General features: G+C 75.0%; 19 protein-coding genes and 1 riboswitch. Of the genes, 6 read left to right on the plus strand and 13 right to left on the minus strand.

Going from position 1 to position 25,712, the window contains the following annotated elements; all coding sequences use genetic code 11:
* Window positions 1-57: 57 nt before the first annotated feature.
* Both JIG38_RS15120 and JIG38_RS15125 read left to right on the plus strand, forming a co-directional pair.
* On the plus strand, window positions 58-720 hold the full coding sequence (locus JIG38_RS15120) for an ABC transporter ATP-binding protein (RefSeq protein WP_372419901.1): 663 nt from the start codon (window positions 58-60) through the stop codon (window positions 718-720).
* Window positions 720-2,129: an ABC transporter permease gene (locus JIG38_RS15125; protein ID WP_199424648.1), complete on the plus strand. Its 1,410-nt coding sequence runs from the start codon at window positions 720-722 to the stop codon at window positions 2,127-2,129. Before JIG38_RS15120 ends, JIG38_RS15125 begins: the two co-directional genes overlap by 1 nt.
* A 24-nt stretch (window positions 2,130-2,153) precedes the next feature.
* Here the strand turns inward: JIG38_RS15125 and JIG38_RS15130 are convergent, their stop codons facing one another.
* Window positions 2,154-2,816, minus strand: a complete 663-nt coding sequence (locus tag JIG38_RS15130) for an ArsR/SmtB family transcription factor (RefSeq protein WP_307844960.1) — start codon at window positions 2,814-2,816, stop codon at window positions 2,154-2,156.
* Between the two features lie 55 nt (window positions 2,817-2,871).
* Here JIG38_RS15130 and JIG38_RS15135 point away from each other — a divergent pair, with 55 nt between their 5' ends.
* Window positions 2,872-4,137 (plus strand): MFS transporter, encoded by a 1,266-nt coding sequence (locus JIG38_RS15135; RefSeq protein ID WP_199424649.1) that lies wholly within the window; start codon window positions 2,872-2,874, stop codon window positions 4,135-4,137.
* Here the strand turns inward: JIG38_RS15135 and JIG38_RS15140 are convergent.
* From JIG38_RS15140 to JIG38_RS15165, 6 genes are all read right to left on the minus strand, one after another.
* Window positions 4,125-4,919, minus strand: coding sequence for an exodeoxyribonuclease III (locus tag JIG38_RS15140; protein ID WP_307844961.1), 795 nt, complete (start codon window positions 4,917-4,919; stop codon window positions 4,125-4,127). The two genes, JIG38_RS15135 and JIG38_RS15140, sit on opposite strands and share 13 nt — an antisense overlap.
* 108 nt (window positions 4,920-5,027) lie before the next feature.
* Window positions 5,028-5,507, minus strand: a complete 480-nt coding sequence (locus JIG38_RS15145) for a VOC family protein (RefSeq protein WP_199424651.1) — start codon at window positions 5,505-5,507, stop codon at window positions 5,028-5,030.
* Between the two features lie 115 nt (window positions 5,508-5,622).
* Window positions 5,623-6,519, minus strand: a complete 897-nt coding sequence (locus tag JIG38_RS15150) for a bifunctional methylenetetrahydrofolate dehydrogenase/methenyltetrahydrofolate cyclohydrolase (RefSeq protein ID WP_199424652.1) — start codon at window positions 6,517-6,519, stop codon at window positions 5,623-5,625.
* Window positions 6,516-7,832 (minus strand): serine hydroxymethyltransferase, encoded by a 1,317-nt coding sequence (gene glyA / locus JIG38_RS15155; protein ID WP_233405069.1) that lies wholly within the window; start codon window positions 7,830-7,832, stop codon window positions 6,516-6,518. The genes JIG38_RS15150 and glyA overlap by 4 nt, the downstream gene beginning before the upstream one ends.
* A 71-nt stretch (window positions 7,833-7,903) precedes the next feature.
* A riboswitch (ZMP/ZTP riboswitch) is annotated at window positions 7,904-7,990 on the minus strand.
* 40 nt (window positions 7,991-8,030) lie between these two features.
* Window positions 8,031-8,534, minus strand: a complete 504-nt coding sequence (locus tag JIG38_RS15160; RefSeq protein WP_199424653.1) for a GNAT family N-acetyltransferase — start codon at window positions 8,532-8,534, stop codon at window positions 8,031-8,033.
* Between the two features lie 92 nt (window positions 8,535-8,626).
* On the minus strand, window positions 8,627-9,340 hold the full coding sequence (locus JIG38_RS15165; RefSeq protein WP_199424654.1) for a TetR/AcrR family transcriptional regulator: 714 nt from the start codon (window positions 9,338-9,340) through the stop codon (window positions 8,627-8,629).
* Between the two features lie 144 nt (window positions 9,341-9,484).
* Here JIG38_RS15165 and JIG38_RS15170 point away from each other — a divergent pair, with 144 nt between their 5' ends.
* Window positions 9,485-11,734 (plus strand): MMPL family transporter, encoded by a 2,250-nt coding sequence (locus tag JIG38_RS15170; RefSeq protein ID WP_199424655.1) that lies wholly within the window; start codon window positions 9,485-9,487, stop codon window positions 11,732-11,734.
* A gap of 307 nt (window positions 11,735-12,041) precedes the next feature.
* On the plus strand, window positions 12,042-12,914 hold the full coding sequence (purU, locus tag JIG38_RS15175; RefSeq protein ID WP_199424656.1) for a formyltetrahydrofolate deformylase: 873 nt from the start codon (window positions 12,042-12,044) through the stop codon (window positions 12,912-12,914).
* 120 nt (window positions 12,915-13,034) lie between these two features.
* Here the strand turns inward: purU and JIG38_RS15180 are convergent, their stop codons facing one another.
* Genes JIG38_RS15180 through JIG38_RS15195 form a run of 4 tightly spaced genes read right to left on the minus strand, consistent with a single transcriptional unit; the run spans window position 13,035 to window position 17,345 of the window.
* Entirely contained in the window at window positions 13,035-14,276 is a 1,242-nt protein-coding gene (locus JIG38_RS15180; RefSeq protein ID WP_199424657.1) for a sugar ABC transporter permease, read from the minus strand.
* Complete coding sequence (locus JIG38_RS15185) at window positions 14,273-15,085, minus strand: ATP-binding cassette domain-containing protein (protein WP_307844962.1); 813 nt, start codon at window positions 15,083-15,085, stop codon at window positions 14,273-14,275. The genes JIG38_RS15180 and JIG38_RS15185 overlap by 4 nt, the downstream gene beginning before the upstream one ends.
* Window positions 15,082-16,164 carry a substrate-binding domain-containing protein gene (locus tag JIG38_RS15190; RefSeq protein WP_199424658.1) on the minus strand — a complete coding sequence of 361 codons (1,083 nt, stop codon included), beginning with the start codon at window positions 16,162-16,164 and terminating at the stop codon, window positions 15,082-15,084. Before JIG38_RS15190 ends, JIG38_RS15185 begins: the two co-directional genes overlap by 4 nt.
* On the minus strand, window positions 16,161-17,345 hold the full coding sequence (locus tag JIG38_RS15195) for an ROK family transcriptional regulator (protein ID WP_199424659.1): 1,185 nt from the start codon (window positions 17,343-17,345) through the stop codon (window positions 16,161-16,163). Before JIG38_RS15195 ends, JIG38_RS15190 begins: the two co-directional genes overlap by 4 nt.
* 217 nt (window positions 17,346-17,562) lie before the next feature.
* Between JIG38_RS15195 and JIG38_RS15200 the strand changes: the two genes are divergently transcribed.
* The gene (locus tag JIG38_RS15200) at window positions 17,563-18,834 is read left to right on the plus strand and encodes an ABC transporter substrate-binding protein (protein WP_199424660.1); all 1,272 of its coding nucleotides are present in this window, start codon (window positions 17,563-17,565) and stop codon (window positions 18,832-18,834) included.
* Window positions 18,835-18,837: 3 nt separating this feature from the next.
* On the opposite strand, the gene JIG38_RS15205 is transcribed toward JIG38_RS15200, so the two are convergent.
* A complete protein-coding gene (locus tag JIG38_RS15205; protein WP_199424689.1) occupies window positions 18,838-19,542 on the minus strand; it encodes a hypothetical protein in 705 nt (234 codons plus the stop codon).
* Window positions 19,543-19,803: 261 nt separating this feature from the next.
* Window positions 19,804-25,695, minus strand: coding sequence for a pullulanase-type alpha-1,6-glucosidase (pulA, locus tag JIG38_RS15210; RefSeq protein WP_199424661.1), 5,892 nt, complete (start codon window positions 25,693-25,695; stop codon window positions 19,804-19,806).
* Between the last annotated feature and the right edge of the window lie 17 nt (window positions 25,696-25,712).

Below are 25,712 nucleotides of genomic sequence, written 5' to 3' on the forward strand. Positions count from 1 at the left end.
CTCTTCGAGCCCGGGCCCGCGCCCGACCCACGGGCGGCCCACGAGCACGTCCCCGTCATCGAGCTGCGCGGCCTGAGCCGCACGTTCCCCGGCACTCCGCCGGTCGAGGCCCTGCGCGGCGTCGACCTGCGCGTCGGCCGCGGGGACTACGTCTCGGTGATCGGGCCGTCCGGCTCGGGCAAGTCGACGCTGCTGCACATCCTCGGGCTGCTCGACCGGCCGACGGCGGGCGACTACCTGCTCGACGGCCTGCCGACGGGCGAGGCGTCCGACGAGGACCGCGCGACCCTGCGCGGGGGGCGGATCGGGTTCGTCTTCCAGTCCTTCCACCTGCTCCCCCACCGCAGCGTGCTCGACAACGTGCTCCTCGCGACGCTCTACAGCGGCGTCCCGCGCGCCGAGCGGCGCGACCGGGCGCTCGCGGCGCTCGACCGCGTGGGGCTCAGCCACCGCCTGGACTTCCTGCCGACGGTGCTGTCGGGCGGCGAGCGTCAGCGCGTCGCCGTGGCGCGCGCGGTCGTGTCCTCGCCGCACGTGCTCCTGGCCGACGAGCCCACGGGCAACCTCGACTCGGAGAACTCGGCGGGCGTGCTCGCCCTGTTCGACGAGCTCCACCGCGACGGCCTCACGCTCGTCGTCATCACGCACGACCCGACGGTGTCCGCGCACGCGGGCCGCCGCATCCGGATCGCCGACGGCCTGCTCACGGAGGTGGCGTGATGACCGCCCCGGCACGCACCGAGGCCGACGCCGCCAGCGAGCCGGGCACCGCGGACCTCTCGGGCACGGCGGACGGGACGGCCGGGCGTCCGCGCGCCGGTGTCGGCGGGCGGCTGCGCGGCGTCGTCGGGTCCCTCCGGTCGCGGCTCCCGGGTCGGCGGCGCCGCCCGAGCGTCGTGCCGCGCGGCTCGAGCCGCGACCGGTTCGGCGTGCGCGACCTCGTCAACGAGGCGGCGCACGGCATCGGCGCGCGGCCCGGGCGCCTCGTCCTGACGATCGTCGGCACGGTCCTCGGGGTCGGGTCGCTCGTCGTCACGGTCGGCCTCGCGCAGACCGCCGCGGGGCAGATCGCGCGCCAGTTCGACGCCGTCGCGGCCACGCAGGTCGTGGTCGAGCCGGCGACGGTCCGGTCGCAGCAGGGCGAGCGCAACGCGGGCAGCATCCCGTGGGACGTCGAGGACCGGCTGGGCCGCATCGCCGGCGTCGAGGCGTCCGGCGCCCTCGCGCCCGTGGACATCGGCGAGGCGGAGATCACGGCGGTGCCGGTCAACGACCCGTCCGCGCCGTCGCTCGCGGCGCCGACCGTCATGGCCACGACGCCGGGCCTGCTCGACGCCGTCCGCGGCCGCGTCGTCACGGGCCGCTACTTCGACGCCGGGCACGACGAGCGCGCCGACAAGGTCGTCGTGCTCGGGTCGCGGGCGGCCACGCGCCTCGGCGTGCACCGCGTCGACCGCCAGCCCTCGATCTTCATCGGCGAGGAGTCGTTCACGGTCATCGGGATCGTCGACGACGTCGCGCGGCGCACGGACCTGCTGGACGCCGTGATCCTGCCCGTCGGCACGGCGCGCGCCGAGTTCGACCTCGGCTCGCTCGAGCAGGCGCACGCGACGATCGCCGTCGGTGCCGGGCCGGTCGTCGGCGAGCAGGCACCGATCGCGCTCGCGCCGAACCAGCCCGAGTCGATGGACGTCCAGGTCCCGCCCTCGTCCTCGCGCGTCCGGGAGAACGTCCAGGCGGACATCAACGCGATCTTCCTCGCCCTGGGCGCCGTCGCGCTGCTCGTGGGCGGCCTCGGCATCGCGAACATCACGCTGCTGTCGGTGCGCGAGCGGATCGGCGAGATCGGCCTGCGCCGGGCGCTCGGCGCGAGCAAGCGGGACATCGGCAGCCAGTTCCTCGTCGAGTCGGTCGTGATCGGCCTGCTCGGCGGGCTCATCGGCGCGGCCCTCGGCGTCTTCGTCGTCGTCGCGGTGTCGCTCGCGAAGGAGTGGACACCCATCCTCGACACGATGGTCGTCCTCGGCGCCGCGCTGCTGGGCGGCGTCATCGGTCTCGCCGCGGGGACGTACCCGGCGCTCAAGGCCGCGGGGATCGAGCCCATCGCGGCGCTGCGCGGAGGGACCTAGGCGGCGGCAGCGGGGCGGCGGCACCTAGGCGCCCGGCGGGCCGGCCTCCGGCGCGCCCGTCCGCGGCGCTCCGGCCGCCGGTGCCCCGGTCCTGCGTGCGCCGGTCCGGCGTGCGCCCGACGCGCGTCCGAGGCGCGCACTGTCCTCGTGCACCGCGAGGAACAGCGACCACGGCGTGCCCTCCGGGTCGGGCTCGCGCGCGGCGAACTCCTCGAGGACGGCCGAGAGCCGCTCGTCGAGCTCGGCGCGCGCCTCGGGCCCGAGCCGCAGGCCGAGGCGGGTGGTCGCGACCGACGCCGGGTCGGCCTCGGCGACCTCCTCGAGGAACGCGTCGATGAGGACGCGCTCCTGCGCGGGCAGGCGGGGTGCGTGCCAGGACTTGCGGGTCGCGAGGTACGGGATCTCGCGGGACCCGCGCGTGCCGCGCCGCACGGGCTGGGCCGCGAGGAAGCCGCGGTCGACGAGCGTGCGCACGTGGTGCAGCACGGTCGCCGGGTCCCGCCCCAGGCGCTCGGCGATCTCCTTGTTGGTGCGCGGCTCGTCGAGGCAGAGCCGCAGGATCCGCATGCGGACGACGGACGCGAGCGCGCGGGCGTCCGCCTCGTGCTCGGCGTCGAGGACGTCCGCGGCGGCCCCGTCGGGGCTCGGGTCCGGCTCGGGTGCCGCGGACGTCGGGGAAGGGCTCACGCCTCATCGTAGCCACTGATTGACATCTCCCAATCAGTGGGCCCATGCTCACCCCGTGACCGACCGCCGCTCCCTCGTGCACCACCCCGACTTCCGCCGCCTGTGGACGGGCGACGCGCTCGGGCAGCTCGGGGCGCAGCTGACGTTCCTCGCCCTCCCGGTGTACGCCGTCACGCACCTCGCGGCGACCGAGTGGCAGATGGGACTCCTCACGGCGGCCGAGTCCGCGGCGTTCCTCGTCATCGGGCTGCCCGCGGGCGCCTGGGTCGACCGGATGCGCAAGCGGCGGACGCTCATCGTGGCGGACCTCGTCCGCGCCGCGGTGCTCGCCGTCGTCGTGGTCGCGGCCTTCACGGACCACGCATCGATGCCCCTGCTGTACGCGTGCGCGCTCGTCATCAGCGCGGCGACGGTCTTCTTCGACGTCGCGCACCAGAGCTACGTGCCCGGCCTCGTCGGGCTCGATCACATCGTCGAGGGCAACTCCAAGCTCCAGGCCACCGCCTCCGTCGCGATGGTCGCGGCGCCCGCGCTGGGTGGCGCGCTGCTGCGCGTGGTGACCGCGCCGGTCCTCGTGCTCGGCACCGTGGTCACGTACCTGCTCTCGGCCCTCGCGGTGGGGCGCATCCGGCAGGTCGAGGAGCTGCCCCGACGTGAGGACCGGCGCCCGCTGCGCACCGAGATCGCCGAGGGCCTCGCGTTCGTCGTCCGGCAGCCGTTGCTGCGGCGCATCGTCGCCTGCACGGGCCTCGGCAACTTCGCGGGCGGCGTCGCGGGCGCCCTCTCGGCGCTGTACATCCTGCGTCACCTCGGTCTCGACGCGGCGACCCTCGGCCTCGTGCTGTCCGCCGGAGCCGTGGGCGGGCTCGTCGGCGCGGTGCTCACGGAGCCGCTGTCGCGGTGGGTCGGCGAGGCGCGCATCATCCCCGTGAGCATCGCCCTCGGCGTGCCGGCCATGGCGCTCACCCCCCTGGCCGCTCCCCTGGCCTCCGCGGGCGTGCCCCCGGTCGTCACCCTCGTGCTCGGTGGCGTCCTCTTCAACCTCGCGGTCGTGGTGTACAACGTCGCCCAGGTGAGCTTCCGGCAGCGGCTGTGCCCGCCCGCGCTGCTCGGCCGGATGAACGCCTCGGTGCGGTTCATCGTCTGGGGGACGCTGCCGCTCGGCGGTCTGCTCGGCGGCGCGCTCGGGGCGAGCATCGGCGTGGTACCGACGCTGTGGGTCGCGGCCGGCATCGAGGCGCTGTCGGTCCTGCCCGTGCTGCTCTCGCCGCTGATGCGCCTGCGCGAGCTCCCGGTCGCGGAGCCCGCTCAGACGTCGTAGGTCACCACGACGGGCGCGTGGTCGCTGAACCGCTCCGCGTACGACGGCGCCCGGTCGACCTCGGCCTTGAGCGCGAGCGGCGCGAGGGCGGGCGACGCGACCTGCAGGTCGATCCGCCAGCCGGCGTCGTTGTCGAACGCCTTGCCGCGCCACGACCACCACGTGTACGGCCCCGGCCCGTCGCCCCCGAGGCGCCGCCCGAGGTCCACCCAGCCGGCGTCGAACCACCGGTCGAGGTACGCCCGCTCCTCCGGCAGGCAGCCGGCGGCCTTGAGGTTGCCCTTCCAGTTCTTGAGGTCCTCGTTGCGGTGCGCGACGTTGACGTCCCCCGCCACGACCGCGCGGGCCCCTGCCTCGCGCAGGGCGTCCATGCGCGCGGTCGCGAGGTCGAGGAACGCGTACTTCTCGTCCATCGACGGCGTCCCGAGCGTGCCCGAGTGGACGTACGTCGAGACGACCGTGAGCGCACCGCCGTCGGGCAGCTCGAGGTCGGCCTCGATCCAGCGGCCGGTGTTGGTCGCGATGCCCTGGTCGAGCCCGATGCGCACCGCGCTCAGCGGGACGCGCGACGCCACGGCCACGCCCGAGCGGCCCTTCACCTCGGACTCGGCGTGCGCCACGTGCCACTCGGGCCCGGTGAAGACCTCGCCGACCGCCTCCTGCGGCGCGCGCACCTCCTGCAGCAGGACGACGTCGGGCCGGCGCGACGCGAGCCACGCGTCCATGCCCCGGCGGACGGCGGCACGCAGGCCGTTGACGTTGATGGTCGCGATCGTGAGCACCCGGTCATCCAACCCCATCCCCCCGACACGGCCGGCCGCACACCTCGCCGAGGCACGCCCTCCGCCGAGGTCGACACCCTCCGCCGGGGCAGGGAGTGCGGGGCTGGCTCAGCGGCCCTCGTACGCCGCCTCGAGCGCGGCGACGTCGAGCTTCTGCATGCCCATCATCGCCTCGAACGCGCGCTGGACGCCCGCGGCGTCGGGCCGCGACATGAGGTCCTCGAGCTGGCGCGGGACCACCTGCCAGGAGACGCCGAAGCGGTCCTTGAGCCAGCCGCACTGGCTGTGCTCGCCGCCGTCGGCCACCAGCGCCTCCCAGTAGTGGTCCACCTCCGCCTGCGTGTCGCACGTGAGGTAGAACGAGAAGGCCTCGTCGAGCCGGAACTGCGGGCCCGCGTTGATCGCGGTCACCGGCATCCCGTCGAGGACGAAGTCGACGATGAAGGCCGCCCCCTCCTCGACACCCGGCGTGCCCGGGAGCGCGGTGACGACGTTCGTCACCGACGAGTTCTTCACGGTGGCGGCGTAGAAGGCGGCGGCCTCCTCTGCCCCGGACGCGAACCAGAGGTGCGGTCGGACGTTGCCCATGACGGTCTCCTCACGAGGTGCGGACTGTACGAGGACAGACCACGCCCCGCCCCGCTTCTCATCCCCCACCACGCGACCCCATCCCCCCACCCGAACGCACGGGGGCGGGGGTGGCTCAGGCGGGGTTCGACGCCTCGGCCGCGTCGACGACGTTGGCCAGGAGCATCGCCCGCGTCATCGGCCCGACGCCGCCCGGGTTGGGCGACAGCCAGGCCGCGACCTCGGCGACCCCCGGGTCGACGTCGCCGGCGACCCGGCTCTTCCCGGTCTCCGGGTCGGGCACGCGCGAGACGCCGACGTCGACCACCGCGGCGCCCGGCTTGACCATGTCGGCCGTGATGATGCCGGGCACGCCCGCCGCCGCGACGACGACGTCGGCCGTGCGCGTGTGCGACGCGAGGTCGGCGGTGCCGGTGTGGGTCAGGGTCACCGTGGCGTTGACGGCGCGGCGCGTGAGCAGCAGGCCGATCGAGCGGCCCACCGTCGTCCCGCGGCCGACGACGACCACGTGCGCCCCGCGCAGCCCGACCCCGTGCCGCTCGAGCAGCTCGATGATGCCGCGCGGCGTGCACGGCAGCGAGGACGTGACCTCCTCGTTGACCCGCAGCACGAGCCGCCCGAGGTTGGTCGGGTGCAGCCCGTCGGCGTCCTTGTCGGGGTCGACGAGCTCGAGCACCCGGTTCGTGTCGATGCCCCGCGGCAGCGGCAGCTGGACGATGAACCCCGTGCACGCCGGGTCCTCGTTGAGGCGCCGGACGGCCGCCTCGACCTCCTCCTGCGTCGCCGTCTCGGGCAGGTCCTCGCGGATCGAGGCGATGCCGACCTCGGCGCAGTCGCGGTGCTTGCCCGCGACGTACCAGGTCGAGCCCGGGTCGGACCCCACGAGCAGCGTCCCGAGGCCCGGCCGGACCCCGCGCGCCGCGAGCGCGGCCACGCGCTCGGTGAGCTCCCCCTTGATCGCCGCCGCGGTCGCCGTCCCGTCGAGGACCTGCGCCGTCGTGCGGCCCGTCACTGCTGCAGGCCCGGGTAGAGCGGGAAGGCCTCGGTGAGGCGCGCGACGCGGTCCGCGAGCGCGTCGACGTCGGTGCCCTGACCGTGCACGAGCGCGGTCGCGATGATGTCCGCGACCTCGGTGAACTCCTCGGCGCCGAAGCCGCGCGTCGCGAGCGCGGGCGTGCCGATCCGCAGGCCGGATGTCACGCGCGGCGGGCGCGGGTCGAACGGCACCGCGTTGCGGTTCACGGTGATGCCCGCGTCGTGCAGGAGGTCCTCGGCCTGCTGGCCGTCGAGGTCGGACCTGCGCAGGTCGACGAGCACGAGGTGCACGTCGGTGCCGCCCGTGAGGACCGACACCCCGGCGCCCGCGACGTCGGGCTGCGACAGGCGGTCGGCGATGATCCGGGCGCCCTCGAGCGTGCGCTCCTGGCGCTCCCGGAAGCCGGCCGACCCCGCGATCTTGAACGACACGGCCTTCGCGGCGATGACGTGCATGAGAGGGCCGCCCTGCTGGCCCGGGAACACGGCGGAGTCGATCTTCTTGCCGAGCTCCTCCGTGGCGAGGATGAAGCCCGACCGCGGACCGCCGATCGTCTTGTGGACGGTCGAGGAGACGACGTCGGCGTGCGGCACGGGGCTCGGGTGCAGGCCCGTCGCGACGAGCCCGGCGAAGTGCGCCATGTCGACCCAGAGCTTCGCGCCGACCTCGTCGGCGATCGCGCGGAAGGCGGCGAAGTCGAGGTGCCGCGGGTACGCGGACCAGCCGGCGACGATGACGTGGGGCCGGTGCTCGAGCGCGCGAGCGCGCACGACGTCCATGTCGACGAGGAACGTGTCGGGGTCGACGCCGTACGCGCCGACGTCGTAGAGCTTGCCCGAGAAGTTGATCTTCATGCCGTGCGTGAGGTGGCCGCCGTGGGCCAGCTCCAGGCCGAGCAACCGGTCCCCCGCGCTCGCGAGCGCGTGCATGACGGCGGCGTTGGCCGTCGCGCCCGAGTGCGGCTGGACGTTCGCGTGCTCGGCGCCGAACAGCGCCTTCGCGCGCTCGATCGCGAGGTTCTCGGCGATGTCGACCTGCTCGCAGCCGCCGTAGTAGCGACGGCCGGGGTAGCCCTCGGCGTACTTGTTGGTGAGGACGGAGCCCTGCGCCTGCAGGACGGCGCGCGGGACGAAGTTCTCGCTGGCGATCATCTCGAGCGTGCCGCGCTGGCGCGCGAGCTCGCCGTCGAGGACCGCGGCGATCTCGGGGTCCAGCTCGGCCAGCGGCTGGTCCAGCGTGGCGTCGACGGTCCGGGCGGGCGTCGGGTCGGAGGTCACTTCGGAGCTCATGCGGCTCTCCTCGGCATCAGCGGTGTGGTGGTGGCCCCGGCTCGGTCCGGGCACGCACACGCGGTGTGGTGACCGGGGGCCCAGGCGTACGACCCGAAGTCTGATGCTGCGTCGCTCCCCGGTGGTGACCCACCTCTTCGCCAGTCGCGACGCGGCCAGACTAGCAAGCCCGGCAAGTCCCCACGGACGTCGGCGGTCTCAGGTGGCGGGCTCGGGCTCGGGGTCGTCGCCGAGGATCTTGCGCAGGTACGCGTACGTGAGGTCGCCCGCGGCCTGGTCGTACTGGTGCTCGTAGCCGTGCTTCGTGTACATCGCGAGGTTCTGGACCGAGTCCTGGCCGGTGAAGACCCACACCTCGGTCGTGTCGGCGGGCAGCCGCTCGGGCACCGCGAGCAGCAGCTGCGTGCCGATGCCCTGGCCCTGGAGGTCCGGCGCGACGGCGAGCCGGCCGAGCGTCGCCTTGGTGCCGTCCCTGCCGATGCGGATCGAGCCGACGAGGCGGTGGCCGAGCCAGGCGCCGAGCGTCACGACGTCGGGGTCGGCGAGGTCGGCGCGCAGCTCCTCGAGGGTCTGCGTCAGCGGCGGGATGTTCGGGTCGTCGTACAGCTGTGCCTCGCTGACGAACGCAGCGCGACGCACGGTCAGCAGCTCACCGGCCGTCTCGTCGCCGACGACGTCGATCCTCACCTCGGGCGCGCTCATGGCGCCATGGTCCCATCGACCGCGCGACGGCGGCGAACCGACGCTCCCCGTGAGACGCCGGGGCGCGCGGTGCGACCGGTCCGGGTGCAGCGTCAGGCCGGCGGCACGTAGGCGATGCCCACCTCGCGCGCGACGGCGGCGAGCTCGGCCTCGAAGTACGGCTGGACGTCGGAGAACATGAACCCCAGCTGCCCCAGCACCTCCATGCAGATGACGCCGTACAGGCGCACCCACGAGCGCGCGAAGACCCACAGCGCCCCGGGCTCGACGTCGACCCCGTGGACCCCCGCGAACTCCGCCAGCTGGGCGCACGCGGCCGGGTTGAGCTCGTCGGCGGGCGGCACCGGGAACGGCTGCGCGCGCCACATCGTGAGGAAGAGCTCGAAGAAGAGGGCCGCGAAGCGCAGCGGCTCCTCGGGCTTGTCGCCGTGCAGGTCGTCGTGCTCGCGGCTGAACATCATCGAGAACTCGGCCGGGTGCTCGACCGCCCAGCGGCGGAACGCGCGGATCGCCGCGTGCATGCGGGCAGCCAGGTCCTCGCCGGCGTCGTCGAGCGCGGCACTGATCACGTCGCTCACGTCGCCGAACAGGTCCGCGCACAGCGCCTCGACGAGGTCGTCGAGGCTGGCGAAGTACCGGTAGAGCGCGGGCGCGGTCATGCCCATCTCCCGCGCGATGCCCCGCAGGGACACGCCCTCCATGCCGTGCGCGGCGAGCTGACGCCGCGCGACGCCGCGGATCTCCGCCTCGGTCGCGGCGCGCTGCCGGTCCCGCCGCGACTCCGTGGTCGTGGTCTGCGTGGTCATCGGGCCCTCCGGACGCTCGTGGCGACGGGCGCCGCGAGACGCCCTTGACCGCCGTGAACGGTGCATGCTTCAGTACACACCGTTAGCAAACACCGTTCACGTCGGTGATCGCCGATCACCAAGGGTACGCCACGGAGGTCCCTCATGTTCGTCGCACTCGGCCGACTCGCCCACGACCGACGACGGTGGGTGCTCGCCGTCGTCGCCCTGCTCACCGTGCTCGCGGCCGCCTACGGGCCCGGGGTCGCCGACGCCGTGCGCGGGGGCGGCTTCCAGGACCCGGACAGCGAGTCGGCGCGGGCGGCGGAGGTCGTCGAGGACGCGCTGACCCGGTCCCGGGCCGACGTCGTCGTGCTCTGGGAGCACCCCACGCTCGCCGCGCAGGACCCGCTCGTCGCGGCCGAGGTCGCGGCGCTGGCCGACGCCCTGCCCGCCGACGCGGTCGAGTCCGTCGTCCACCCGTGGACACCCGGGCTCCCCGAGCCCGTCGCGGCGGGCCTCGTCGGCGCGGACGGCCGCACGGTCATGGCCGTCGTCACGCTCGCGGGCGCCGACGAGGACGCGCGCACCGCGTCCTTCGAGGCGGTCGAGGACGCGCTCGCGGCGCCAGGCCCGTGGACGACGCACCTGGCCGGGCCGGTCCCCGCCATGGCGGACCTCCAGCACCGCGCGGAGCAGGACATCGTCCGCGCCGAGATGCTCGCCATGCCCGTGCTCTTCGTGCTCATGGTGCTCATCTTCGGCAGCCTCACCGCGGCGCTGCTGCCCGTCGTCGTCGGGGTCGTCGCGATCCTCGGGGCGATGGGGCTGCTGCGGGTCCTCACGCTCGCGACCGACGTCTCGACCTTCGCGCTCAACGTCACGACGATCCTGGGCCTCGGCCTCGCGATCGACTACGCGCTGTTCATGGTGAGCCGGTTCCGCGAGGAGCTGGCGCGCGGCACCGAGGTCGACGCGGCCGTGCGCCGCACGGTCGCCACCGCGGGCCGGACCGTCGCGTTCTCGGGCCTCACCGTCCTCATCGCGTTCGCCGGCCTGCTCTTCTTCCCCCAGATGTTCCTGCGGTCGATGGGCCTGGGGGGCATGGCCGTCGTCCTGCTCGACATGGTGCTCGCGCTCACGCTGCTGCCGGCCCTGCTCGCGGTGCTCGGCCGACGCGTCGACGCCGGCCGCCTGCGCCTGCCGGCCGCGCTGCGCCGCACCCCCCGTCCGGCGGCCGACGGCGGCTGGGCCCGGCTCGCGCGCGGCGTGCTGCGGCGCCCGGGTGCCGTGGCCCTCGGCGCGACGGCGCTGCTCGCCGTCGTCGCCCTGCCCGCGCTCGACCTCCGCGCCGGGACGAGCGACGTGCGGGACCTGCCCGCGTCCTCCGCGCCGCGCCTGGCCGCGGACGTGCTCGCCGCGCAGTTCCCCGACGCGGACCGCGTGGGGCTGGACGTCGTCGTGCGGGGCGACGTCGACGACGCCGCGCTCGCGCAGTGGGTCGGAACGCTCGAGGACGTGCCCGGCGTCACGTCGGCGGCGGTCGAGGGGCAGGGCGAGTCCGGTGGGACCGCGGCGACCGTCGTCGCGGTGACCACGGACGGCACCGTCGACTCCCCCGCGACGCAGGACCTCGTGGCGGCCGTGCGCGACCTCGCGCCGCCCGCCGGGGCCGACGAGGTGCTCGTGGGCGGCCAGCCGGCCGTGACCGTCGACTCGGTCGCCGCGATCGCGCGGACCCTGCCCGCCACGATCGGGTTCGTCGCCGGCGTGACGCTCGTCCTGCTGTTCCTCGCGCTGGGCTCGGTGCTGCTCCCGCTCAAGGCGGTCCTCATGAACGTGCTGTCGCTCGGGGCGACCGTCGGCGCGGTCGTGTGGGCGTTCGACCAGGGCAACCTCGCCGGTCTGCTGGGGTTCACCGAGACGGGCCGGCTCGACCCGAGCAACCTCGTCCTCATCGGGGTCATCGCGTTCGGCCTCGCCATGGACTACGAGCTGTTCCTCCTCAGCCGGGTGCGGGAGGAGCACCTGCGCGGCGCCGACCCCTCGGCCGCGATCGCCGCGGGCCTGCAGCGCTCGGGCCGGACGATCACGAGCGCCGCGCTGCTGCTCGTCGTCGTGCTCGCCGCGATGGCGACGAGCGGGATCACGTTCCTCCAGCTCATCGGGCTGGGGCTCGCCTTCGCCGTCGCGGTCGACGCGACCGTCGTCCGCGCGCTGCTGGTCCCCGCGACCGTGCGGCTCCTGGGGCGTGCGGCGTGGTGGCTGCCCGCACCCCTCGCCCGCCTGCACCGCGCCGCCGGCCTCGGCGAGGGTGAGGCGCCCGCGGCGGCCGCGGCCGGGCGGCGACCGGCGGGCGACGCCGGCCCCGCGGCCCCGGGCCGCGTGCCCGTGCTGGCCGGCGGGGCGGGCTGACGGGGGCGCGCCGACACGCTGGTCCCGGACGCGGGACCGTGCTGGCCGGCGGGGCGGGCCGGCGCGGGGCGCGCACGGGACGTGCGGCGCACGTGACGGAAGTGGCCGCCGGGGGGGGGGGGGGCGACCCCCCCCCCCCGCGGGCGGGCCCCGCCCCGGCGCCGCCCCACCCCGCCGCCCGGGGCTCGCCGCGCGGCCCGGGTCGGGTCGGGCGAGACCCCCGGCCGCGGGAGTGGCGCGGCGCGGGAGTGCGCGGGCGCGCGGACAGGGCCGGGATCGCGCGCGGGCGGCGGGTAGCCTCGGGCCCGTGACCAGCGACCTCACGCCCGCGACGGACCCGACGCACTGGGTCCTCAGCCTCTCGTGCCCCGACCGCCCCGGCATCGTCGCCGCCGTGGCGGGCCTGCTCGCCTCGCACGGGGGGAACATCACCGAGTCGCAGCAGTTCGGGGACCCGCTCACCGGGCTGTTCTTCATGCGCGTGCAGGTCGAGTCGGCGGCGCCGCGCGCGGTGCTCTCCGCCGCGCTGGACACGCTCGCGGCCGAGTTCGCGATGACCTGGCGGCTCGACGAGGCCGGACGCCCCATGCGGACCGTGGTCATGGTCTCGACCGCCGCGCACTGCCTGCACGACCTGCTCTTCCGCCGGCAGTCCGAGGGCCTGCCCGTCGACATCGTCGCCGTCGTCTCGAACCACACGACGCTCGCGGGCGTCGCGGAGTTCTACGGGATCCCGTTCCACCACGTGCCCGTGACGCGCGGCACCAAGGCCGACGCCGAGGCCCGGCTGCTCGAGCTGGTCACCGAGCTCGACGTCGAGCTCGTGGTGCTCGCGCGCTACATGCAGATCCTGTCGGACGACCTCTGCCGCGCCCTCGCCGGCCGGGTCATCAACATCCACCACTCGTTCCTGCCGAGCTTCAAGGGCGCGCGCCCCTACGCCCAGGCGCACGACCGCGGCGTCAAGCTCATCGGCGCGACCGCGCACTACGTCACGGGCGACCTCGACGAGGGCCCGATCATCGAGCAGGACGTCGAGCGCGTCGACCACTCCAAGCGGGTCGAGGACCTCGTGGCGCTCGGGCAGGACGTCGAGCGCCGCGCGCTGGCCCGCGCCGTCCGCTGGCACGCGGAGCACCGCGTGCTCCTCGACGGCCACCGCACGATCGTCTTCCGCTGACCGCACGCCGAGGTCGACACCTCGCGCCGAGGTCGACACCCGCAGGTGTCGACCTCGGCGGCAGATGTCGACCTCGGCGGGGACCCGGCGCGGGACGCCCGGGTGGGCTCAGCGCGGGGGTCAGTGCGGGGTGGCCACGCGCCGGCGGGACAGCGCGTCGATCGTCACCGCGAGCGCGAGCACGACGCCCGTGACGATGTAGCGGATGGACGCGTCGAGGTTGAGCAGCGTCAGCCCGCTCGAGATCGAGTGGATGACGAACGCGCCGAGCACCGCGGACCACGCGCTCCCCCGGCCGCCGAAGAGGCTCGTGCCGCCGATCACCGCTGCGGCGATCGCCGTGAGGTTGGTGTCCGAGCCGCCCGTCCCCTGGTTGGCCGCCGCGAGGCGCCCCGCCGACAGGACGCCGCCGAGCGCGGCGAGCGCGGTGCACGCCATGAACACCGACATGTAGACGCGTCGCACCGCGAACCCCGCCCGGCGCGCGGACTCGACGTTGCTGCCCACCGCCCGCACGGACCGCCCCCAGCGCGTGCGGCGCAGCAGCAGGTCGGTGGCGCCGACCAGCGCGACGAAGACCGCGAACATGGCCCCGACGCCGCGGTTCTGGTTGAGGTACCAGGTGACCAGCAGGAGCCCGCCGCCGAGCAGCGCGGTCGGCACGAGGACCGCGGCGAGGCCGGGTGCTGGCAGCTCCGCGGCGATCCGTCGGTGGCGACCGACCCACCGCGCGACGCCGAACGCGACGGTGACCACGACGACGAGCGCGTACGCCGTCGCCGGCGCGAGGAAGACCTGCTGGCTGAACCGGACGAGCCAGGACTCGTAGGGCAGGTTGATGGACCCGGTCGCGCCGAGCACGCGCACCTGGAGGCCCACGCACACGAGCAGGCCCGCGAGCGTGATGACGAAGCTCGGCACCCCCAGGCGGGTGAACAGCCACCCGTAGCCCGCCCCGACCGCGGCGCCCAGGGCGACCGCGGCGAGCACCGCGGACCACAGCGGCCAGCCCTCCTGCACGAACCCGACGGCCACGACGGCGGCCGCGAGCCCGCTGACCGCCCCCACCGACAGGTCGATCTGCCCGACGAGGAGCACGAGGACGACGCCGAGGGTGATGACGCCGGTGACCGCCGACTGGAGCGTGAGGTTGACGAGGTTGTCGCTCGACAGGAAGTTGCCGTTGAACGCCTGGAAGACGAGCGCCAGCACGACGAGGGCGCCGACGACGGGCAGCGAGCCCAGCTCGCGCTCGCGCCACGGACCGGGCCACCACGAGCGCGACTCCCCGAGCCCGGCCGGGCCCCGCACCGGGTCGAGCCCGCGCTCGGCGCCGATCGCGCCCGTCGCTCGCGTGGTCATGCGTCCTCCTGACGGCCGCGCGGTCGGCGCACCGGGCTCGCGCCCGTGATCGCGGCGATGATCTCCTCGTACGACGTGCGGTCGGCGTCGAAGTCGCCGTTGAGCCGCCCGCGGCGCAGGACGACGACGCGGTCCGCGACCGCCTGCACGTCCGGCATGGTGTGGCTCACGAGCACGACGCCGTACCCCCGGTCGCGCACGCGCTCGACGAGGCGCAGCACCTCGGCCGTCTGCGTGACGCCCAGCGCCGCCGTCGGCTCGTCGAGGACGAGCACGCGCGGCTCGCCGAGCAGCGCGCGGGCGATGGCGACCGCCTGCCGCTGCCCGCCCGAGAGCTCCCGCACCGGCATGCGCACCGACGGGACGCGCGCGGCGAGCTGCGCGAGCAGGCGCCACGCCTCGCGCTCCATGGCGACCTCGTCGAGCACCGGCCCGCGCCGCAGCTCCTGGCCGAGGAACAGGTTCTCGACGACGTCGAGGTCCTCGCACAGGGCGAGGTCCTGGAACACGGTCGCGATGCCGAGCTGGCGCGCGACGCCCGGCGAGCGCAGCTCGGTCTCGCGGCCCTCGACGACGACCTCGCCGGCGTCCGGGACGAGCACGCCCGACATGACGTTGACCAGCGTCGACTTGCCGGCGCCGTTGTCCCCGACGACGGCCACGACCTCGCGCGCGTGCACGTCGAGGTCGACGTCGACGAGCGCGCGCACGGCGCCGTAGCTGTGGGACACCCCGCGCAGCGAGATCACCGGCTCGTCGCCGGACGTCACGGGCAGGTCGGCGGGCAGGCCCGCGGCGTCGGCGCTCACGAGCCCTCCCCGATCAGCCCGAGGTCCCGGCAGGCCTGGGTGTAGGGCTCCACGCAGATCTCCTCCGTGCTGTGCACGCCGCCTCTGACGATCACGCTGTCCACCTGCTCCCGGGTCACGGCCACGGGTGCGAGCAGCACCGACGGCACCCCCTCGACGTGCGCGACGGCGGCCGGCGTCTCGCCGCGGCTCAGCCGCACCGCGAGCTCGGCGGCCGTGCGCGCCTGCTGGCTGATCGCCTTGTAGACGGTCATGTACTGGTCGCCGGCGACGATCCGCTGGATCGCCGCGAGCTCGGCGTCCTGACCGGTCACGGGCGGCACGGGCTCCATGCCGGCCGCGCGCATCGCCGAGATCGCCCCGCCCGCGGTGCCGTCGTTCGCCGCGTAGACGCCGACCACGCGCCCCGCGTACTGCGTGAGCTGGCCCTGGACCCACTCCTGGGCCTTGTCGGGGCTCCAGTCCGGGGTGTCGTACTCCGCGAGCACGGTGAGGCCGGAGTCGGCGAGCGCCCGGGCGAGCCCGGCCTTGAGGCCGGCGACGTTGGGGTCCGTGCTCGCCCCGTGGACGAGCAGCACGCCCTGCCCCGGCTCGGTCGGCCCGACGGCGGCGACGAGCGCCTCGCCCTGGAGCTGGCCGACGCGCGCCGCGTCGTAGGCGACGAAGTAGTCGAGGGGCGCGTCCGCGACGAACCGGTCGTAGGCGATGACCGCGACCCCGCGCTCGGCCGCCGCGGCGACGATGCTCTGCGCGGCCGAGCTGTCGACCGCGTCCAGCACGAGGACGTCGGCGCCCTGGGTCAGCGCGGACTCGGCCTGCTGCTGCTGGCGCGCCGCGTCCTGGCTGGCGTTGGCGTAGAGCACGGCGCAGTCCTCGCAGCGCTCGCCGACCACCTGCTCGAACACCGGGCGGTCGATGCTCTCGTACCGCGTCGTCTTCGACTCGGGCAGCAGGAGCGCGATCGTCACGCTGCCCCCGGGCGACGGCGCCGAGGCCCCGGGCTCGACCGTGCACCCCGCGAGCGCGAGCGCCGCGAGCGCGAGGCCGGCCGCGGCGCGCGCGACCGCCGGCGCCCTCACCGGGCACCCGCCGTGGCGGGTGCGGCGACCTGGGCGGCGTCGACCGCGAGCGCGAGCGCGCCGCGCACCTCGGCCTGGTCCCCGAGCGCGGACGCGACGACCTCGACCGGACCCGCCGTCGTCTCCACCGCGCGCTCGACCACCGCGCGACGCAGCGGTCCGAGGAAGATCTCGCCCGCCTGCGCCAGCTCGCCGCCCACGACCACCACCTCCGGGTCCACCAGCGTGCAGACGACCGCCATCGCGGTGCCGAGGCGGTGCCCGACGTCGGCCACGACCGCCGTGCAGGCCGCGTCGCCCTCGCGCGCACGCACGACGAGGTCGCGCAGCGCGAGGTGGTGCCGGTCGCCGAGCCGCCGCACCACCGCGGTCGAGCCCACCACGCCCTCGAGGCAGCCGCTGTTGCCGCAGCGGCACGGCTCGCCGCCCTCGTCCACGACGACGTGGCCCAGCTCGCCCGCGGCGCCCGCGCGGCCGTGGAGAACGCGCCCGTCGAGCACGAGGCCCAGGCCCACGCCGTACGACGAGCGCACGTAGGCGACGTGCCGCCGGCCGCGCGCGGCGCCGAGCCGCGTCTCCGCGAGCGCGCCGAGGTTGGCGTCGTTGTCGACCTGCACGGGCACCCCGAGCCGCCGGCCGAGGACGTCGGGCACGTCCACGTCGTCCCAGCCGCGCAGGATGCCGACGCCGGAGACGCGCCCGGTGCGCACGTCGACGGGCGCCGGCACGCCGACGCCGATCGCGAGGACCTCGCCCAGGGTCGCGCCCAGGGAGTCCACCATCTCCTCGACGAGCAGCGCCGCGCGGTCCAGCCCGCTGTCGGCGCGGTGCTCGGGGGGCAGCGGCAGGCGCTGCTCGGCGAGGACGCGCTGGGTCACGTCGCCGAGGGCGACGCGCATCGACCGCTCGCCGAAGTGGACGCCCGCGATGACGCCGAGGTTGCGGGCGAGCGTGACGAGCTGTGCGCGGCGGCCGCTGCGCGAGGTCGGCGTCGTGCTGAGCACGCCCGCGTGGGTGAGCTCCTTGACGATGTTCGAGATCGTGGCCGCCGACAGCCCGGTGAGGGCGGCGAGCTCGACCTGCGTGATGGAGCCGCGCTGCTGGACCGCGGTGACGATGCGGGCGCGGTTGGCCTCCCTCAGGGAGGTCTGGGAGCCTGGCGGCACCCGCTCGTTGGCCACGCCCGAGGATACCGTGGCCGCGCGCACCGCCGGTGCAGCCGGACGGGTCACCGCGAGCCCGGCCCGGACGCCGAGATGTCCCCTGACCTGCGGCGACGGCGCGGCGGACCGGGGCGTGGCGGGGCGGTCGACGGCGTTCGCCGGCGCGGCGTGCGCGTGTTTGACTACCCCCGGCCCGCACAGTTGGATGGCGCAGGCCCGCACGCGAGGAGTGGCGATGAGGACGGTCCGCAGGAGGCTCGTCCCCGCGTGCGTCCTGCTCGTCGCGACCACCGCCCTGGCCGCGTGCTCCGGTGGCTCCGCGGACCAGCAGGCGCCGTCGGGCGAGCGCGTCGAGGTCTACACGTGGTGGGCCAGCGGCTCGGAGAAGCTCGGGCTCGACGCCCTCGTCGCGGTGTTCGAGGAGCAGCACCCCGACGTCGCGTTCGTGGACGCGGGCGTGGCCGGCGGCGCGGGCTCGGCCGCCAAGGACCTGCTCGACTCCCGGCTCGCCGCGGGCGACCCGCCCGACACCTTCCAGGCGCACGCGGGCGCCGAGCTCGCCGACTACGTCGCCGCCGGCAGGCTGGCGGACCTCTCCGACCTCGTGGACGACGAGGACCTGGGCGACGCCTTCCCCCCGGGCGTCCTCGACCGCCTGAGCGTGGACGGCCGCGTGTACGCGATCCCGTCGAACATCCACCGCGCGAACGTCGTCTGGGCCAACCCCGACGTGCTCGAGGCGGCCGGCCTCGACCCCGCCGCGACGTACGCGTCGGTCGACGAGTGGCTCGTCGCTCTCGAGGCCGTCGAGGCGTCGGGGCGCACGCCCCTCGCGCTGGCCACGACGTGGACCCAGGTGCACCTGCTCGAGACGGTGCTGCTCGCCGGCCTCGGCCCGCAGGCGTACACCGGGCTGTGGGACGGGACGACCGACTGGTCGGGACCCGAGGTCGGCGCGGCGCTCGAGGACTTCCGCGACCTGCTCGCGTACACCAACGCCGACCGGGACGGGCTCGACTGGCCCGACGCGACCCAGCGCGTCGTCGACGGCGAGGCCGCCTTCAACGTCATGGGCGACTGGGCGGTCCCCGCGTTCGAGAACGCGGGGCTCGAGCCCGGGCGCGACGTCGTCCACTTCCCGGTCCCGGGCACGGCGGGCGTGTTCGACTTCCTCGCCGACGCGTTCACGCTCCCCGTCGGGGCGGGGAACCCCGACGGCGCGCGTGCGTGGCTGGCGACCGTCGCGTCGCTCGACGCGCAGACCGCCCTGAGCGCCGAGAAGGGCTCGATCCCGGCCCGGACCGACGTCGACCCGGCCGACCTCGACAGCTACCAGCGCTCGGCCCTGGCCTCGTTCGAGCAGGACGTCGTCGTGCCGTCGCTCGCCCACGGGGCCGCGGCGCCGGCCGCAACGCTCACCGCCGTGACGGCGGCGGTCGCGCGCTTCACGTCCGGCGCCACGGACCTCACGACGTTCCAGGCCGAGCTGGCCGACGCGGCCGGCTGACCGTCAGCGGGACGGCGCGAGCACCTGCCGCAGCGCGGTGCTCTCCGCGCGCGCCATCCGGACCGCCCCGCGGACCACGGTGACCAGGCCGAGGGCGACCGGCCCCCAGAGGACGACGTACGTGTCGCCGATGCCGGCCGCGACGTACCCGAAGACGGTCACCCCGAGCCCCACGAGGAGCAGGAGGATGCCGACCAGGACGGCCTTGCGCCCCGCGCGGCGCTCGTCGGCCTGGAAGAACTGGACGAGGTCGACGGCCGGCGCCGCTGCCGCGGGGACGAACGGCACGGGCGCCGGGGCCGGCGCCGCGACCGCCGCGCCGGGCGTGAAGACCCCGGGTGCGGGGGCCGGGACGGGGGCGCGCCACTCCGCCACCGGCGGCTGCACCGCGGGACGCTCGGGCGTGAGCTCGTGCAGCGCGGCGAAGGCCGCCGCGCGGCCGCCCGGCGCCTGGTCGTGCGCGGGGGACGGGTGGCCGCCTGCGAGCACGAGCGAGGGCGCCTCACGGGGTGCGGGGACGTCGTCGTCGAGGGGCTCGAGCGCGGGGACGTGGAGCCCGGAGGGGGCGGACGGGGCGGCGGGCGCCTCGGTCCACCAGACGTGGTCGGACGGGGCCGGCGGCCACGAGGGGTCCGGCTGCCACCCCTGGGGAGGGGTCCAGCCGGGTGGCGGTGTCGGCCATCCTGGGGGGGAGTTGAAGATCGGCACGTCTCGACGCTAGCGGCCCTCCGAGGGCGTCATCAGCGCTCACGGCGGACCTCACCCACTGTTTCACCCGCGCCTCAGGACAGGGTCGCGCCGCAGGTCAGGACCGCTTCAGCGCCTAGTTCACCCCGTGTTTCACCCGCCGACCGGCGTCATGCCGGACGTCGACGCAGGTGGCCCGCCGGGCGGGGCCGCGGACGCGACGACGCCGCCCCCGGGCGGGGAGCGGCGTCGTCGGTCGGGCTCACGGTCGGCGCGTGCAGGTCACCCCCACGGCCACCACACTGGCGGCCACCAGCCCCAGAACCAGCTCCACCACTCGGACCAGCCGCCGCCGGGGCCACCGCCGTGGCCGCCGCTCTCGGCGTCGTCCACGAGCGCCGCGACGGTGCGCGCCGGGAGCGTGACCGTCCCCGTCTCCTCGTCCCACGTCGTCTGCTTCACGACGTCGTCGCTGCCCTCGGCGAGGACGGGCGAGAGCGCGTAGTCCGCACCCGCCAGCTCGGCGACCCGGACCTCGACGGGCTCGTCCGACGCGTTGAAGACCACGAGGAGACCGTCGAGGTCGCGGTCCACGTCCTCCCCCACGGTGTCGTCGACGTGCATGGTGACGACGCCGGGGAGCGCGTCGGGGCCGCTGCCCGGGAACGTCACCTTCTCGTGGATGAGGTCGGCGTCGCCCAGGCGGAACAGGTCGGTCGAGAACCGCAGCCGCAGGAGGTCCTGCGCCTGCGCGGTGGCCGCCGCGATGTCGGCGGGCGTCGGCTCGAGCGCCGGGTCGGCCAGCAGGGGCTGCTGGAACGGCCACTTGTCCTGGTTGTCCGCCGCGGGCGGCAGGCCCCGGCCGAAGGTGCTCTCCTGGCCGGACCAGTCGACCTCGTTGAACCAGTCGCCCGAGTTGTAGCTGTTGCGGTCGAGCGACTTGCTGCGCAGCAGGTCGGTGCCCGCGTGCCAGAACGACGGCGTCTGCGCCAGCGCCGTGGTGGCCAGCGACACCGTGTTGAGCCGCACGCGGTCCGCCATCGGGGTGTCCTGGGGCAGCTTGAGCGTCATCGAGTCGAAGAGCGTCTCGTTGTCGTGGGCATCGACGTAGGTGACGACCTCCTCGGGCGAGGTGGCGTACCCGGCCGGCTGGCCGTTGTAGTCGATCTCGGCGCCCGTGCTCAGCTCGCCGTCGGCCGTGACGAACGCGTAGTCCTCGAGGTTGCCCGCGAGGCCGAGGCGCACGAGGTCGGCCTGGTGCTGGAGCCGCGCGAGCTGCTCGGCCTCGGTCCCGTTCACCGGGTCCCCGTTGGGGTCGGTGAAGGCGCCGCTGCCGAAGCCCTGGATGCGCGGGTTCTCGTCGAACGGCCCGCCGCCGCGGACGGCGTCGCGCAGCCGGTCGCTGAACGTGCCGATCCCCGTGCCGTCGAGCTGGCCCTGCGTCGCCTGCGTGAAGAGGCGGTTGTCGGCGACCTCCCCGAAGTTCCAGCCCTCGCCGTAGAGGTACACGGCCGAGCCGTCGACGCCGTCGCGGCGCTCGGTGAGCGCGTCGAGCGCGTCCCGGACCGCCTGCATCGTCTCCACGCTGTGGTGCCCCATGAGGTCGAAGCGGAAGCCGTCGACCTTGTAGTCGCGCGCCCAGGTGACCACGGAGTCGACCATGAGCTTCTCGGTCATGAGGTGCTCGGTCGCGAGGTTCTGGCAGCACGTCGAGGTCTCGACCGTGCCCGTCGCGCTCAGGCGGTGGTAGTAGCCCGGCACCACGCGGTCGAGGACCGACTTCGGGTCCTGCCCGCTCGCCGCGGTGTGGTTGAACACCTGGTCGAGCACCACCTGCAGGCCGTCGGCGTGCAGCGCGCCGACCATGCTGCGGAACTCGGCGACCCGGGCACCGCCGTGCGCGTCGACGGCGTACGAGCCCTCGGGCGCGGAGAAGTGCAGCGGGTCGTAGCCCCAGTTGTAGCCGTCCTGGTCCCGGATCGGGTCGATGCACGCCTGCTGCTCGGTCGAGTCCGGCGCGAACGACGCGAGGTCGCACGGCGGGGTCGCCTGCAGGCTCCGGTCCTCCTCGATCGTCGCGATGTCGAACGTCGGCAGCAGGTGCACCGTCGTGAGGCCGGCGTCGGCGAGGTCCTGCAGGTGCCGGCGCCCGTCGGTCCCGCGCTCGGCGAACGCGAGGTAGGTGCCACGCAGCTCCTCGTCGACCGTCTCGTCGCTGATCGAGAAGTCGCGGACGTGCAGCTCGTAGATCGTCTGGTCCACGGGCCGGACCTCGGGCTGCTCGGCCCTGCGCCACTGCCGCGGCTGCCACGCCCGGTCGTCGAGGTCGACGACGACGGAGTGCGTCGAGTTGAGCGTGAGCGCCACCGAGTACGGGTCCGTGACGACGTTCGTCTCGACCGCGTCGGTGCTCGGCGCGTAGACCGTCACCTCGAACTGGTACGCGCCGTCGGTCCACGACCGGTGGCCGCGCACCGTCCACGTGCCGTCGGCCTTCCGCTCCATCGCGACGCGCTCGGGCTCGGCCGCGAGGTCGACGTCGCCGTAGCCGTCGGCCTTCCACAGGAGCAGCTCGACGTCCTGGGCGGTCGGCGCCCAGAGGGCGAGCGACGGGCGGTTGCCCTGCCAGCTGATGCCCAGGGCGCGGTCCGCGGCGTCCTCGGCGAACAGGTCGTCGACGACGCCCGGGATCTGCACACCGGTCGCGGCCGTGAGCGTGCCGTCGGCCGCGTACCGGGCGACGAGCAGCTCACCGCGCAGCAGCTCCTCGACCGCGGCGCGGTCGGCGTCGATCGTGAGGGCGAGGTAGCCCTCGAGCGCCGGGAAGCGCTCGAGCTGCTCGTCCGAGAGGCCCGCCGGGTCGAGCGTGAGGTCGATCGCCTCGCCGCCCTCGACGACGTCGTCCGCCACGCCCACCGAGCCGTCCGGCGCGTGGTGCAGGCGCCAGGCGTCACCCTCGGCCGGCGCCTCCGGGAGCGTCGCCGGCCAGGCGATCGTGCCCGCGTCGACCCAGTGCGCCTGCGCCTGGCCGAGGCCCGGGATGCCCGGGGCCGCGTCGCCGATGGTCAGCAGGTGCGTGGCGATGTCGTAGGTGAAGGTGATGGGCTCGCCGGAGGCGACGAACGGGATGTTCGCGCCGCCGGGCGCCCCGCCGACGCCGTAGTTCTCGTCCCAGCTCAGGCCGTGCGCGACCTTGAGCTCGTACGAGCCGGCCGGGATGCGGTCGGTCGTCCAGGTGTAGGTGCCGTCGCCCTCCTTGTCCTGGAGGGACGTCACGACGCAGTCGGGCTGCCAGTCGCCCGGGCAACCGACCTCGCTCTGGAAGGAGCCGGGCAGCGTGACCAGCGGGCCCTGCGCGCTCGAGGAGAACCACTTGGTGGCGTCGTCGTAGACGAACGTCACGCGCTGCGGCGCGTCGAGCGTGATGGTGACGTTGTCGCCGCCCGCGACGCCGCCGGCGCCGTAGTTCTCGGTCCACGTGCCGCCGACGGCGATCTTGTACTGCCACGTGCCGGCCGGGACGTCGAAGGCGCCGGAGTAGACGCCCGCGCCGCGGTGCGTGAGCTGGACGGCCGTGCACTCGGGCTGCCAGTCGCCCGGGCAGCCGAGCTCGCTGTTCAGGTCGCCCGGGATGGTGACCAGGAGGTCCTCGCGGCCGCTGCCGCCGGGCTCCTCGGTGGGCACGACGCCGTCGACGGCGACGCCGACCGAGGCGAAGGTGGAGCCGGCCACGCGGGTGCCCGCGGCGTCGGTGCTCACCGCGCGGTACTCGACGAGCGTGCCGGGCGCGAGGTCGGCGACGTCGTGGAAGACGCGCGGCTCCGTCGTCTCGGCGGTGCCGAGCGGCGTCCAGCCGTCGTCGCCCGCCACGCGGTAGGAGAACGAGGTCTCGGCCCACACGTCGGCGACGTCGGCGGCCACGGGAGCCACGCCGGTCACGGCGGCGCCCGGCGAGGGCACCTCGACGACGAGGTCGTCCGCGCCCGCCGCGACGGTCGCGTCCGCGACGAGCGCGACGGCGCTGAGGGCCGGGACGGTGAGGGTGACGAGGCCGTCCGCGTCGGCCACGACGTCGGCGTGCCCGCCGAGGAGCGAGGTGAACGTCGCCCCGGGCGTCAGCGTGTCGACGGTGACGACGGCGTCGGAGGCCGCGTTGTTGGCGGCCACGAGGTGCTCGACCTCGTCGTCGCGGTGCACGCGGGAGAACGCGTAGACCGAGCCCTCGCCGGCGCCGCTCACGGGCCGCTCGACCTGCGCGCCGCTCTCGAACGCGGGCGTCGTGTCGCGCAGCTCGGAGAGCGCGGCGATGTGCTGGTACAGCGGCGCGTCGGTGTCGAACCGGTCGACCGAGCCGACCGTCTCGCCGGTGAGCAGCTGCTGGTCGGTGTACTCGGCGACCTGCGACGCGAAGAGCGTCTGGCGGGCGCTCTTGTCGCCGCCGAGGCCCGCGAAGCCCTGCTCGTCGCCGTAGTAGACGACCGGCTGGCCGCGCGTGAGGTACATGAGGCTGTGCGCGAGCTCGGAGCGCTCGAGGCCGCTGCCGTCGCCCTGGACGAAGTAGCCGATGCGGCCCATGTCGTGGTTGCCGAGGAAGGTCGGCAGCGCGGTCGAGCTCGTCGTCGGCGTCGTGTACATGTCGTCCGACGCGAACAGCTGGCTCAGTCCGAGCGGGCTGAAGCCGCGCGAGTACGTCGAGACGGCCGACTGGAAGGTGAAGTCCAGGACCGAGTTCATGTCGGTCCGGCGCACGTACGGCGAGAGCTTCGCGGCGTCGGCGTCGTAGACCTCGCCGAACATGAAGAAGTCCGGCTTGCCCTGCGCGTGGGCGTAGTCGAGGACCTCGGTCGTCCACTGCTCCCAGAACTCGAAGTTGACGTGCTTGACGGTGTCGATGCGGAAGCCGTCGATGCCCAGGTCGATCCAGTCCTGGTAGACGTCCACGAAGCCGTCGACGACGGTCGGGTGCTCGGTCATGAGGTCGTCGAGGCCGTCGAAGTCGCCGTAGGTGACGGACTCCCCCGCCCACGTCGAGTTGCCGCGGTTGTGGTAGAGCGTCGGGTCGTTGAGCCAGCCCGGGACCTTGAGGTCCTGGTCCTCGGGCGCGACGACCGGGGTGTACGGGAACGACGCCTCCGCGCTGAGCGGCGGGAACGTGCCGGTGCCCGCGTAGTCCGCCGGGTCGAACGGGGTGACGCCGTCGGCCTCGTAGTAGGGCGCCGTCGCCTGGTCGACGTACGCGTACTGCTGCTCGGCGTAGTCGACGACGTCCGCGGTGTGGTTGGTGATGATGTCGAAGTAGACCTTGATGTCGCGCGCGTGGGCGTCGGCGATGAGCGCCTCGAGCTCGGCGTTGGTGCCCAGGTGGGGGTCGATCTGCGTGAAGTCGGTGATCCAGTACCCGTGGTAGCCCGCCGACGCGTTCGCGCCCGTGCCCTGGACGGGCCGGTTGAGGAACGACGGCGTGAGCCAGATCGCCGACGTGCCGAGGCCCTCGATGTAGTCGAGCTGCGCGCGCAGGCCCGCGAGGTCGCCGCCCTGGTAGAAGCCCTTGTCGGTGGGGTCGAGGCCCGTGACGAGGCGGTCGCCCGTGAGCCCGCCGGTGTCGTTCGTGGGGTCGGCGTTCTCGAACCGGTCCGTCATGACGAAGTAGAACTGCTCGGCGGAGCCGGCCTGGCGCACGGGCTCGGCCACGAGCGCGTCGTCGGCGTCGGTGTACTCGCCGGCGAGGTCGAGGGGCGTGAGCGCGATCCGGTGGGTCGCGTCGTCGTAGGTGACGCGCAGGCGGGTCGGGCCGGCGACGACGAGCGGCACGTTGTCCTGGCCGCCGTCGCGCCCGTACGCCTCGTCCCACGTGTCGTTGAGGGCGACCTTGTACTCCCACTCGCCGGCCGGCACCTCGAACTCGGCGGCGAACTGCCCGGGGACGTCCGTCGGCGCGAGCTCGGTCGCGGCGCAGTCCGGCTGCCAGTCGCCGGGGCAGCCGAGCTCGCTCTGCAGGCTCCCGACGAGCGCGGCGCTCGAGGCGGCGGCGGTCGCGGGCGCGGTGAGCGGGCCGGCCTGCACGGCGGCGCCCGTGAGCGCGACGGCGAGCGCGGTGCCGAGGCGGGCGGCGGTCCGGGCCCGGCGGGCGGGGTGCGCGGGCCGGGCCGAGCGCGCGGGGGTGGCCGAGGTCATGGGGACTCCCTTGTCGC

It is taken from the genome of Actinotalea solisilvae, from assembly GCF_016464425.1.
Classification (GTDB): domain Bacteria; phylum Actinomycetota; class Actinomycetes; order Actinomycetales; family Cellulomonadaceae; genus Actinotalea; species Actinotalea solisilvae.